At 52.7% G+C, this 11,612-nt stretch carries 12 protein-coding genes; 3 read left to right on the forward strand and 9 right to left on the reverse strand.

Translation table 11 applies throughout. The features are described from left to right. Positions 1-39: 39 nt before the first annotated feature. Positions 40-207 (reverse strand): hypothetical protein, encoded by a 168-nt coding sequence (locus LX98_RS13355; RefSeq protein ID WP_312639925.1) that lies wholly within the window; start codon positions 205-207, stop codon positions 40-42. A gap of 941 nt (positions 208-1,148) precedes the next feature. On the opposite strand from LX98_RS13355, the gene LX98_RS13360 reads away from it, so the two are divergent. The 3 genes from LX98_RS13360 to ylqF are packed head-to-tail and all read left to right on the forward strand — an operon-like array spanning position 1,149 to position 3,870. Next, positions 1,149-1,373, forward strand: a complete 225-nt coding sequence (locus LX98_RS13360) for a hypothetical protein (protein ID WP_496429368.1) — start codon at positions 1,149-1,151, stop codon at positions 1,371-1,373. A 2-nt stretch (positions 1,374-1,375) separates the two neighbouring features. After that, positions 1,376-2,983 carry a DEAD/DEAH box helicase family protein gene (locus LX98_RS13365; protein WP_496429369.1) on the forward strand — a complete coding sequence of 536 codons (1,608 nt, stop codon included), beginning with the start codon at positions 1,376-1,378 and terminating at the stop codon, positions 2,981-2,983. A gap of 29 nt (positions 2,984-3,012) precedes the next feature. Continuing rightward, the gene (ylqF, locus tag LX98_RS13370) at positions 3,013-3,870 is read left to right on the forward strand and encodes a ribosome biogenesis GTPase YlqF (RefSeq protein WP_496429370.1); all 858 of its coding nucleotides are present in this window, start codon (positions 3,013-3,015) and stop codon (positions 3,868-3,870) included. Positions 3,871-4,811: 941 nt separating this feature from the next. On the opposite strand, the gene LX98_RS13375 is transcribed toward ylqF, so the two are convergent. The 8 genes from LX98_RS13375 to LX98_RS13410 form a co-directional block, all read right to left on the reverse strand. Further along, on the reverse strand, positions 4,812-5,171 hold the full coding sequence (locus LX98_RS13375; RefSeq protein ID WP_312639922.1) for a hypothetical protein: 360 nt from the start codon (positions 5,169-5,171) through the stop codon (positions 4,812-4,814). Positions 5,172-5,390: 219 nt separating this feature from the next. Then, a complete protein-coding gene (locus LX98_RS13380; RefSeq protein WP_312639921.1) occupies positions 5,391-5,714 on the reverse strand; it encodes a GYD domain-containing protein in 324 nt (107 codons plus the stop codon). Between the two features lie 199 nt (positions 5,715-5,913). Continuing rightward, a complete protein-coding gene (locus LX98_RS13385) occupies positions 5,914-6,285 on the reverse strand; it encodes a DUF427 domain-containing protein (protein WP_496429371.1) in 372 nt (123 codons plus the stop codon). Between the two features lie 103 nt (positions 6,286-6,388). After that, complete coding sequence (locus LX98_RS13390; protein ID WP_496429372.1) at positions 6,389-7,147, reverse strand: alpha/beta fold hydrolase; 759 nt, start codon at positions 7,145-7,147, stop codon at positions 6,389-6,391. 84 nt (positions 7,148-7,231) lie between these two features. After that, the gene (locus LX98_RS13395) at positions 7,232-8,221 is read right to left on the reverse strand and encodes a glycerophosphodiester phosphodiesterase family protein (protein WP_496429373.1); all 990 of its coding nucleotides are present in this window, start codon (positions 8,219-8,221) and stop codon (positions 7,232-7,234) included. Positions 8,222-8,270: 49 nt separating this feature from the next. Beyond that, on the reverse strand, positions 8,271-8,816 hold the full coding sequence (locus LX98_RS13400) for a YIP1 family protein (protein WP_496429374.1): 546 nt from the start codon (positions 8,814-8,816) through the stop codon (positions 8,271-8,273). Between the two features lie 242 nt (positions 8,817-9,058). Then, positions 9,059-9,547: an LEA type 2 family protein gene (locus tag LX98_RS13405; RefSeq protein WP_496429375.1), complete on the reverse strand. Its 489-nt coding sequence runs from the start codon at positions 9,545-9,547 to the stop codon at positions 9,059-9,061. A 274-nt stretch (positions 9,548-9,821) separates the two neighbouring features. After that, on the reverse strand, positions 9,822-11,528 hold the full coding sequence (locus LX98_RS13410) for a hypothetical protein (protein ID WP_496429376.1): 1,707 nt from the start codon (positions 11,526-11,528) through the stop codon (positions 9,822-9,824). Positions 11,529-11,612: the final 84 nt, after the last annotated feature.

Genomic DNA, 11,612 nt, shown 5'->3' on the forward strand with positions numbered 1-11,612 from the left:
GCTCAACACCTCTCTCCATGCGAAAAATTGATCGACCGTCTAGGTTTCCTCATCACCCTCAAGACAATTGGTACATTCATCCAATTTTGGGTCGCCATGACGGCTACAAAAATGACGGGCGCATTGCCGGCAGGTCATAAAACTCATTCGAATTAAATCCGCATTCTCACACACATAACAATTCTTTTCTCGTTTCGCTTTTGGCATCAATGGTCTCCTTAATTGGCAATTTCCTCAACGAATCTTAAGACATCGCGCGCACAAGCCACATCCCGAAGACACAGATACGGCGCCAAGGATTTCGGTGCGTCATGGCCAAGAGTGGCCTTAGACCATCTTCATGAAATTGACATGGATGTCAGGGAGGGCGTGCATCTCGCAATGACGAGGGGAGCGGACGCTGATCCGTAACAGGGAGGGGGAGCCTACCGCATGTTTGAACCTCCTGGCAATGTTTCACAAAGCTTTGACACTTCTACTCCTTCTGCGGGATGGAGGGCGGAAAAAATTCCCAGGGGTCTTGGCCTCCTGTAGAAGATGGGTTTACAATCTAGCCCCCACGTCGAAAGACATCTTAGACCTTCTGCGGAATGTATTTGGGATTGCGATCCTACGGATCGCGTAATTTTTAAGGCAGCGCGTCATTATTCGATTGCAAATTGACGACATTTTGGGTATGTCTATCCACCCTGAAATGTTCCCTGTTTGGAAAAGTTCTTACTTGTTTAAGAATATTCACGAAAGGCTAAGGCAGAAATTGGTACAGATCAGGTAATTCCCCAACGGTGGCCTTATGAGTATGGCCACATGCCGGCAAAGAGCGTGACACTGACCCCGGTTTCCGGGTCCATGCCATGAACAGTTGGATCCCTAAGAGAGGGAAAACCGCTTCGCTCTCCATGTGCATTTCACAATCATCAATTGCAATTTTCTCAATGTTTCAAAGAGGAATGGGGACCAAGAAACCTTCCGGTACATCTCTGTCACTTTGGTACCGGTCGTCTGTTTCTTAAGAGAAGTGATTTCGGACTTCAGTCGTCGGAAATGCCCGGCATCAGATCAGAGAAGATCTCAGGGAAGGACTCGAACAGCATGAGGCACAACCCTGTCACAACACATGTCTTTTTTTTGAAGAAAGGAAGTTTTTTATGGCCTGTAAGCGATGCGGTGGACTGATTGTGAAAGAGTCCGTCTATGATAGAGAGGGCAGCAGTCAGTTAGTCCTCATGGACCGTTGCCTCCAATGCGGAAACATTGAGGATCCCGTTAGCGCGCGTAATCGCTCGAAATCGCCAGTTCCTCCATCCCAAAAAGGCAAAGCCTGTCGAATCCCTGAGCACCCCAGGACTCCATTGGAGATGGCCGAGGGATAAGTATGGAGCTACGTCGGCACCAGAAGGAATTAGCGGACATCTGCGACCAAATTCTAGGCGGGCGAGGACTGACAGACATTGTCTGTGCTGTGACACCCGGTGGAGGCAAAAGCCTACTGCCTCAAATACTGGCGTCCCGCTTGATTCCAGCCATTGCCGACGCCCTATGCTGGATTGTCCCGCGCAGGGTCTTACAAGACCAGGGTGCGCGAGGTTTCCAGGATCCCAGCCACCGGGCTCTCTTAGGCCATCGGCTGGAGGCCATGATGACCACCAACCAGGAACATCCGACAAGAGGATGTGCGGCCTATGTCACGACCTATCAGGCCCTGGCTGCCGATACCCGCAAGATCAACGCCAAAGAATTCCGCCGCAAACGGTATATCCTCGTTCTGGATGAACCGCATCATCTCGAAGAGGGCGGTCTATGGCATGAGGCCATTCAGCCCCTCTATGACCGGGCGGTTCTGCGAGTGTTGATGAGCGGGACCTTCGAACGTGGTGAAGGCACACCGATAGCCTTTCTGCCGTATTCGAACACCGACCGAGGAAACCGGCTTGACTGGGACAGCACGGAATCCCGAGCCGCCATCCACTACTCCTTAGCCGATGCTCTGCGGGAACATGCCTGCATTGATTTGACCGTCCATTACGCGAACTGTCAGGCAACCTGGTTGGACGCTCAGGGAACCGAGCACCATGTCGAAAGCCTGGCGCATGCCGGAAAGCAGACGGCAGCGGCACTCCTGACGGCCCTGAAGACGGAAGCAGCCCTGGAACTCTTGAGCACGGGTGTGAAAGACTGGCAGGTACATCGCACCACCCATTCCCGCTCAAAGCTGCTGGTGGTGGCCGCGAACATTGAGCAGGCGCAAAAGTATACGGCCTGGCTCCAGGAACGAGGTGTGCCGGCCAGAATTGCCACAAGTGAGGATTCCACGGCAGCCTATCAGGCCATCAAAGCGTTTAAACGACAGGGTAGCGGAGCCGTGGATTGCCTGATTACGGTGGCCATGGCCTATGAAGGCTTGGATGTGCCGGCCATTACCCATCTTATCTGCTTGACCCATATCCGAACTAAGCCATGGATCGAACAGGTCGTTCATCGAGCCACACGCATGGATCCGCTAGCGGGACCTTATGCCGAGCAACGGGCCTACATTTACGCTCCGGACGACCGGCCATTCCGGGAATGTCTGGGATACATTCTGGACCAACGCACAACCGCAATCGCCGACAGTCCTTCATTGACACAGGTCCTCGTAGAAGGGACATACCCCGATGCACAGGGCCTTCTACCGACGGAACGAGCGGAATCAAGTATCCAACCTTTACGGTCCGGCGTCCTCGAAATGCGCAATCAGGGATTGTGGGCGAACCTGGCGACACAGGGGCAAACAGAAATGCACCAGGAGACCCCGAAAGAACGATTAGATCGATTGCGAAAAAAAATCGAACAGCATGTCCGTGCGCACGAGCAATCGCGGAAACTGTCTCATGGTACGGTCAATCGGGCGGTCTATACGAAGTTTCGGAAATCCCGTGCCGCCATGACCGAATCTGAACTCCATAAAGTCATGCAATGGGTCCATAAGATTTATCCGCTCTGAGGTCATTTTCACCAGGAAGCCTTTTTCACATGTCCATACAATGGTTTCCCGGCCACATGAATGTCGCGCGCAAGGAAGCGGCCAAAGCGATGGAAGCCATCGATGTCCTGATTGAAATACTGGATGCGCGCATGCCCGACGCCAGCAGCAACCCGTTGATCACGGAACTGCGGCTGGACCGCCAGCGCCCCTGCTTGAAGGTGCTCAACAAAGCCGATCTTGCCGACCCCGCCGTCACTCAAGCCTGGTTGAACGAATTCAACCGGGAACCTGACGTCAACGCCGTCGCCCTCTCCTGTCACCAGGCCGGCCAGGCCGCCAAAGTGCCCGGCCTCTGTCAGCTCCTGGCCCCGCATCGTCACAGCGCCAGCAAGCCGCTCCGCATGCTGATCATGGGCATCCCTAACGTCGGCAAATCCACGCTCATGAATAGTCTGCTCAAACGCCGCCTCGCAAAAGTCGGCAACGAACCTGCCGTAACGAAAGTCCAGCAACGCCACACCCTAAACGACCACATGACGCTCATCGACTCACCCGGCCTCTTGTGGCCAAAAATCGAACATCCTGTCGTGGGACTCCTGCTCGCGACCATTCACGCGGTCACCGCCAAGGTGATGGTCGAGGAAGAAATCGCCGAGTTTCTTGTCACCATCCTTCTTGCGCGCTACCCTTCCTCGCTGACGAAACGCTACGGCTTCCTCACAGAGGGTCTGGATAGCACGGGCGTGCTCGAAGCCATCGCCACAAAACGCGGTTGTCTGCGGAAAGGAAAGGGCGGAGAATTGGATCGGGAAAAAGCGGCGAAAATTCTCTTGACGGAATTCCGCAATGGCACGCTGGGCCGGATTAGCCTGGAGACGCCGGAAACTCGAGACGCTCGCCTCTAAGGTCAGATTGCATTTTCGGCTTTTCTGCAGACGAAGAATATTCCTCAGTCGTGCGGGGCCTCAACCTGGACACAGATCCTTCGCCATGGGCTCAGGATGACAAATTAATCAAAGATTATTTTACTGAGAATTTGGCCTCTCATGAACTCAATCCTGGAAGACTGACCTTTTCAGCACACCTCTAGGGAGTGTTGAATAATAATTCCCAAGGGCATATTGACCCACAGGCACGTTGCATATTAGAAGCCTCGGGGCGGTTCAAAAAAGCATGCTCTGAGCCTTTCGAAGGGTTCGTCCAGTCCTGCCCTGAGTCACGTCGAAGGGAAGGCCGGAAATTGCCTGCCGTGTCCCGAAGGGCACAACTTTTGTTTTGCGCGCAGAGCGTACTTCCAGTACATGAGCACGGGAAAATGCCGAGAACGCCACTGGCGGCTTTTTTCAACAGCCCCCTCTAGGTTTCTTCGTTGCCTTCGAGGCATTTGATACATTCATCCATTTGCGGGTCACCATGAAGACGACAAAAATGCCGGGAGCATTGTATACACACCAAATAACTTAAACTTTCCGACCCTGCTTCCTTACACAAATAGCAGGGCTTTTCCCGTTTCGCATTGGGCATATCTTTTCTCCGGCAATGGGATGGAGCGGAAATATCTCTCGACATCCGGGATATCCGCTAATTTACCGAGAGGACTGGCATTCCACCAAAGATCAGTGTGAGACATATCCAAAAGAACATGGGGAGGGCATGGCTGAATGCACGTTCGGAGGGAATTAGCACTATGACAGAATTGGACAGACCGGAGTCTCATCAAGCCAAAGGCAGATTGGCTGAGACTACGTGGTCTCCTGTGACCTTCATGGAAATGGCTATTCAACATGATCGTCCCAGGCGAAATTAGAGAAAAAATTTATATAGGATTCTAGACGAATCCCTCACTCTAACTTTCCATCATCTCCAAACGGGTATCAAACTCATGGCCGCAGGACACGCACCGGATACAATCGGATTCAACTACCGGTTCATCATCCCGGATCCCCATACCGCCACAGTCCGGACATCGTGCCAGATGCAACACTTCGTCCTTGAGGTTTTCATAGCGGGTGCCACGTAGGCAAAAAATCGGTTGGCCATCGAGCAACCATGGTTGACAGTCTTTATTGACCACAGGGAGCACGAGATAATGATGAGCAGCATAATCCTGGATCGACTCAGGGGTAGGAAACCCATCCTTAATCAAATTCCCGGTTTTCGCATCATAGATCCCACAGTCTTTTACGACAGCTTTCGTTGGCCCCATAAGATACCTCCCGACAGGATGAATCTGTTCGTCAACGGTGATCACCGACAATTATGCTCTAAAGGCGTGATGAAAGATTATGAGGGGAAATGGCCTAGCTGCACAACCACGAGCATGCCATGAAACGGATATCCAATGGAAGGCAATCTAGGCCTCACCCTAAGAGACCAGAAACATCACGCATTGCCCGGTTCGATGCCAAATGAGTTGAAAAGCAGGTCACCCTCGCTTCTTCTTTTTGGGTTTGCCCCACGTTTCACTCAGGACCGATTTCCACTCATCGCGGGATACGGCCGGCATTGTCTTAATGCGAATATGTCCCATTGAGGCATTGAGCACACCGGCCTTCATGGCGGCGCGATTATTGGGAAACTCTAAAATGGCCACCACATCATATTCCCCCAGGCAATAAAAGGCGTGCAGCATTTTCCCTCCCAGGGATTCGACATTTTTCTTTACCATGTCCGACCGCTGCACACCCTTAGCCTTCATGGTCATCAGCCCGTCATGGGTAAAATTCACTAAACTCACATAGATCGGCATGATACACCTCCCCGGGATAAAGTGAATAATGATGAAAATGTTTGTCCTAGAGACGAGATACAACTATCCTAATTGAAAGAGGCAATAAAAAATAGCCTTGCTCTGATTACCTGGCAATGACCACGCGCAACTTTTGGGCACATGATGTCATCGTGTGGGGAAAACCGCATTGAATCCAAAAGGGTTCAATCCTTAAACATCATGAGGCGGAAGGAAGCTCCTCAATGGCATCCATCTTCTCGGGATAAAAAGCCACGTAATCTTTAATATCGGCCACAGAAGCTAAGGGAGTCTCATACGTCCAGACCGCATTCTCGGCTGTTTTGTCCTCCACGTTCACACTATAATAGGACGCGTCCCCCTTAAAAGGGCAGTGCGTGGAATGGGTCGTGGGGCGAAGGCAGGACATCGTCACATCTTCACGCGGGAGATAGTGAGCCGGTGGCACAGGTCCCTCCCGCAATGTCAGGGCTCGCCTGGTATCCGCAATGACCGTCCCGTTAAAGGTCACTTTGACCCGATTCGGATTGGGCGTAATGGTAATGGCATGAGGATGGCTCGGTGCAGTCATGGTGATTATTCCTTTCCTGGGTTTAAAAATTCCGGCTGAAGCAATAGCGGTGAAAGGAGGTGGCCGACAATCTCTGATGTTAAAACAAGCATGGTCCGATTTCCTACTGAAGCTGTTGAGCAACCTCCAGGAATGTCTGAAGATTAGCGGGGCTGCTAAACCGATGATCCCCGGTTTTCAGAAGCAGCTCGATAGGATATTGAGGATCTTGTGTGAGCAGGTGTTCGGTAAATTGCCAGCTGCCTTGTGGAAGGATTACTACGTCCTGAAGTCCATGCACAATGCGCGTGGACACCCTTTTGGGTGAATCTAATCGCCTGGCCCATAACGCTTCGCTTTCTTCCACCCATTTCCACGAGAGCGGAAAGTCTTTATGCAAGGCATCATCGTCCCAGGGCATCCATCCGGTCTCCTGCCACCGTTGGCGTCGTTCAGGAGCAATATCCTGCGCGCGTTTTCCCATCATATTAAACGCCGGGGCCAGGAGCACCAATTGTTGCACGTGAGGAAAATCCTGTCCAAGGAGCCATGCCAGCCAGCCACCTAACGATGATCCGATAATGGTCACAGGCGGACCTTCGGCCAGCATCGTTGTCACGCATCGCGCGTCCGCAAGCCAGTCGAACAAGGTATAGTCGGCGAACGCGCCCTCTGATTCGCCATTACCACGAAAATCAAAACAGCAAAATCCCCAGCCTCGCTCGTTACACAAATCGGCCAGAGCCTTGCTTTTATTGCCCCACCGCTTGGAAAGAAAACCGGTCACAAAAAGTAATTGTCGTTCCTGGCCGGGAATGCGGTCACCGACTATGCGTTTAGAGTCCGCTCCGGGTATTTCAAATCTGGTCGATTGATTCATCATGTTCCATGTGCTTTCCGGTGAATGAGAATTTTAAATGTTTTTGAAGGACGTGAATGGGATGATCCACAGTAGGAGGGGGAACAATCATCGTTCGGGTGCGCAGCGAGGAGGCTCGGTGCAGGTGAAGAGAGCAGTGCCATTCCAGTGCGGAACCACCGGAGTGATTCCCAGAGCGCACACCCCTTCCATGGCCTGCCCGACATGATCGACCAATACAAAGTCCACCCCACGATCGAACAGATCCCCCAGGTCTTGCCTGAGCTCGCCCTCGTCTTCATCCCCGAGCCACGAATAGTTCACACGGATTCCTGCCTGATTCAGTTGATCCATGGTCTCGACGCTTGGCCGGCCACGCAAAAAGGACAGCTGGATGAACTCATCACAGGAATTAATAGTGGTGTCAACATACTGGGAGCGAAAGATCTCCCGGCTCATGTTGGCGACCCAGCTCTCTTCTTCGGCCTTCCCTGCCACGCGGCGCACGGCCAGAGCGGTATCGTCCCGCGCGCCGAAGATAATCTGATTGAAGCGTTGGGCTTTGGCGACCGTCTCGGCAACGAGCCTCCCGACCAAAGGATTGTTCTGCTTGATATCCACATTGATCCAGATATTGTGCGGCATAATGGCAAGAGCCTCTTCAAATGTCGGAATACGCTGTCCGGCCCCCTCGCCTGCACACGGCCCGAGCTGCAGGCTCTGGACTTGGGCGAGAGTCGACTCGGAAATGCGTAGCGTTCGCCCCTGCTCGTCTGTTACCCGATCATCATGTGAAACAACAAGTACGGCATCCGCAGTCGATCGCACATCCAGTTCAATCTGATGAACGCCAAGGCAGATGGCCCGCTGAAACGCACCGTTCGTGTTCACCGGACATCCCAACTGCCCCCCGCGGTGAGCGGAGATTCCCCGCTCAGGAAGATCGGCCGTCTGCAGGTGAGAGCCCTCACAGGAACCCGGAGCCATTCCGGACGGCGACGAAGCACATCCCAGCCAAAATGTCATGCCGGCGAGTGCGGCTCCGTAAAATCGCCACGTGGCTTGCGGGGATTTCCTACGGGACCAGGCGCATGGCATCACACACCTCGGGAGGGCCGATCATTTTCAAAAAATCTGTTGGGAAAAGTCACGGTTGCTCCAGCATGAGTTCAGGCACCCCGCCCATCGTAGTCACAAGCAGCGCGAGCAGGATAGCCTGAATAATCCAGCCGATAAGACACACCCCAATGGCGCGGTAGGTGCTCTCATAATCCAAGGCTTGGCGCACGGCAATGATCATGGCCACGAGCATCCATACACCGGCAAGAAGATTCACAAACCCGCTTAGGCCCGGGATAATACCGAAAACCCGGATCAGACCAGGGGCACTCGAAAAGCCGATCGTCCGTAAGAGTTCACCATGGTCAGCGTGGGTTTGTGGTTCAGGAAGAAGTTTCGTGCCAATGAGGTAAGTCATGAACGCCCACACATACCATCCAAGCAGGGACCCGACCGTGCCAATGACCAATCCCATCAGACCGGCCTCTTGCATAAACCCGATTCCACCGGCCAGGCTGGATAACACCACAACTGCCATTGCCTGACCCATCGAACGCCTATCCGCTTCCACCTCCTCATAAAGGTGAACATCAAGTTTAGCTGCGCGTATCATCCGATCAACAAACAGACTCATATGGATTATTTCCTTTCCCTGACTTGGGATAAATGTCATTCCAATCAAAAGAGATTGTGCCCGAGGAGGAAGACCACAAGCAATTGTGGGCAAAAATGTGTTTTTCTCTTGACTCAGAGGGGTCAGGAAAATTCAAGCCTCACATCAATAACTGATGTTGAACTTTTTTAAATTGGGGGGAATGGGCTGGCTTGTAAAAACTCTGGAGGAGAAATACCTCTAAGAAGGGAGCGGGTGCTCCTTCAGGAACCTGGAGATGAGCCGGAAATTTCGTTGGTGTCCAGCAACACTCCCTTATTTTCAAAGGGTAAACGGGCACCTTGGCTATAGAGGACGCCGTCGACCTGATAGGAGACTTCCTGCCGTTGTGAGAGTTGAAGGAGTTGGCGTATGACATCGAGTGTGGAGGTCGTGGTCTCCACGGAAATGACGGCATCCCCCAGTCTCGGAATAGTCGAGGCCTTATTCGTCAAGCCTCGGGCAAGTCGTTGATCATTAAGATGCAGGGTGAAATCAAGGCCGGTGACCTCTAGGTCAAAATCATTGGGATTCCGAACGCGCAAATCGACTTGCAACCGTTGTTCAAACATCGTCGCGTCTAACGGAGTGATATTGACCAGCAGAACTTCCGGCGACTCAGGCTGGACAGATGATGCCGGGAGAGAAGTGCACCCGATAAGAAAAAAGATTCCACACAGGAAAGAGAATACGAGAGAAAGTTGTTTCATCATTATAACGAATCATACATCAATCCAGAGGGCAAAGCGATGACAATCCCAATCATTCCTGGCTATCACTCTTAAGGACCCATCGACCATCTTCCACAGACAGTGCCCGAGGGGGCCAGCAGGCTAGTGTCCCAGGGCACATTCTCAGAACAGTCGCCATTTTCATGTTCTCAATTCTTTAATAACTAGATACATTTCCGTCAGAAGCTAGCGGGAATGAGTCAGAGAGAGACGATGGATTCCCGATTGCGAATGCCGGAGAAGACCCATCCGAGAGTTATTGCTGGACCGCTTGCTGAATGAACTGTTTCGCTTCATTCACCTCGGGGAGATCCGAATCGGCCTGATTCCATATGTCTAGAAAATTGCTATAGGCTTGCCGAGTCGCCTGGATATGGCCCAATTGAGCTGCCGCCCGTGCCAGGCCTAGAAGTGAACGTGCCCGATTGGGATGCCTTAACAGCGATTGTTCAAATTGTTGTTGCGCCTCTTTCGGCCGGTCGATGCCCAACAGTAACTCGCCATACAGTTCATGGGAGGGCTTAATGAGATCAGGTGGGCCGGAAGGAGGCGGGAGGGATTCTTCCAGGTCGGTGGCCCGATCAAGCATACGAATAGCATCTGAGTGGTCGCCGTTGATGAGATGTTTCAACCCTGCGATTTGCAAATTCCAGATTTGTGAGGTGATTGGATCAGACGATTCCGTGGAAGGTTCCGGGACCGGAGGACTTAACCCGGGATGTACCTGGTATGCAATTGGTTGATTCCGCAGTGTGGCCATGCTCTGCGCGAATTCTCGGATATAGACGGACATGGATGGAGACTCATCGCCAAAGCGATGGTCATTCACATTCCAAGCTTGATCCGCTAGCTCCCATCGTTCGGTTTCTATAATAAAGGCGGCCACCATCTGATCGTAATTCCGGCTGACCTTGCGGTCATAGCCAAGGACCTGTGTCTGTTCGCCGGAGGATGATTGCGCCATATCCTGTTGCTTCTCCAATATCAGGGCTGCGGCGGCGTTGTAGCGGCCTTGTTGGAGGTAGGCATACTGCAACCAGTACAGGCTGTGATAATCCTGAAGCGATAGGGGCAACTGTTGGTCCTTGACCCAGGCCTGCGAACTTTTCCAACCGGCTTTGTTGGAGGCCGCTGCCTGGTCCCACATACCCAGTTGAACAAATATATGGGCGGGCATATGTTGCGCATGATGCGCTTCGGGAGCGATCTTGGCATAGCGACGGGCTTGAGGGAGGGCCAGGATGGCGTGGATCGGATCGTCAAAGGCATGAATGGTGTAATGCGCGGCGCACGGATGATTGGGATTTACTCCATACACCCCTAAGGCCAAGGCACCAGCCTGGACGCGATATTTTTCCTGAAGGTCCGGCTTCTCATCATAGTGGGTAGCCAACCCGAGCAGGGACAGGGCATATAAGCAGGTGGCTTCCAGATCTTCGGGATACTCACTGGCAAGGCTCTCCATTCGAGCCGCATAGGCCTGATCGCGGACAAGCTTCTCTCCCTCACCAAATAACGTGTTCACGGCCTGGAGATACTGACGTTCTCTGACGGTCGCCGACGCCGTATCGGAAACTTTCCCCAGCGCAGCTCGTGCCGCCTCAACATTTTCTTCCTGCCAGACGGGATGATTGTTCGCCATCGCCTCCCCCCAATATCCCATCACAAAATTTGGATCAATCGTGGTCGCTCGACGAAAAGCCTCCATGGCCTCTTCATACCAGAACGAATGCAGGGCCGCGACGCCCCTTAGGAAATGGGGATGGGCTTCCCTGGACCCTGATGCGGGAAATTCGATACTTCCCAATTGACCTAATGCCGCACTCCCCTCCGATGAAGACGACGCGTCGTCCATCTCGCCAAGGCTTAACTGTGGAAGTGCCATGACGAAGATGGCGATGAGAAAGTACCGGAGACAGGATCGTCCCGGCGCATATTTCGACGAATACAGCTTGATGGACATGCCAACTCCTTGGTTAATGACGGCAGCTCGTCATTGCTCTACAAATAATGCTGTTTCACCTTATCATTTTTGCATGGAAAGTCT

It is taken from the genome of Nitrospira marina, assembly GCF_059568365.1.

What these genes read in the sequence shown, in the direction of transcription:
- LX98_RS13355 (WP_312639925.1), bottom strand. Translation starts at nt 207, where the DNA reads ATGCCAAAAGCGAAACGAGAAAAGAATTGTTATGTGTGTGAGAATGCG.
- LX98_RS13360 (WP_496429368.1), top strand. Translation starts at nt 1,149, where the DNA reads ATGGCCTGTAAGCGATGCGGTGGACTGATTGTGAAAGAGTCCGTCTAT.
- LX98_RS13365 (WP_496429369.1), top strand. Translation starts at nt 1,376, where the DNA reads ATGGAGCTACGTCGGCACCAGAAGGAATTAGCGGACATCTGCGACCAA.
- ylqF (WP_496429370.1), top strand. Translation starts at nt 3,013, where the DNA reads ATGTCCATACAATGGTTTCCCGGCCACATGAATGTCGCGCGCAAGGAA.
- LX98_RS13375 (WP_312639922.1), bottom strand. Translation starts at nt 5,171, where the DNA reads ATGGGGCCAACGAAAGCTGTCGTAAAAGACTGTGGGATCTATGATGCG.
- LX98_RS13380 (WP_312639921.1), bottom strand. Translation starts at nt 5,714, where the DNA reads ATGCCGATCTATGTGAGTTTAGTGAATTTTACCCATGACGGGCTGATG.
- LX98_RS13385 (WP_496429371.1), bottom strand. Translation starts at nt 6,285, where the DNA reads ATGACTGCACCGAGCCATCCTCATGCCATTACCATTACGCCCAATCCG.
- LX98_RS13390 (WP_496429372.1), bottom strand. Translation starts at nt 7,147, where the DNA reads ATGATGAATCAATCGACCAGATTTGAAATACCCGGAGCGGACTCTAAA.
- LX98_RS13395 (WP_496429373.1), bottom strand. Translation starts at nt 8,221, where the DNA reads ATGCCATGCGCCTGGTCCCGTAGGAAATCCCCGCAAGCCACGTGGCGA.
- LX98_RS13400 (WP_496429374.1), bottom strand. Translation starts at nt 8,816, where the DNA reads ATGAGTCTGTTTGTTGATCGGATGATACGCGCAGCTAAACTTGATGTT.
- LX98_RS13405 (WP_496429375.1), bottom strand. Translation starts at nt 9,547, where the DNA reads ATGATGAAACAACTTTCTCTCGTATTCTCTTTCCTGTGTGGAATCTTT.
- LX98_RS13410 (WP_496429376.1), bottom strand. Translation starts at nt 11,528, where the DNA reads ATGTCCATCAAGCTGTATTCGTCGAAATATGCGCCGGGACGATCCTGT.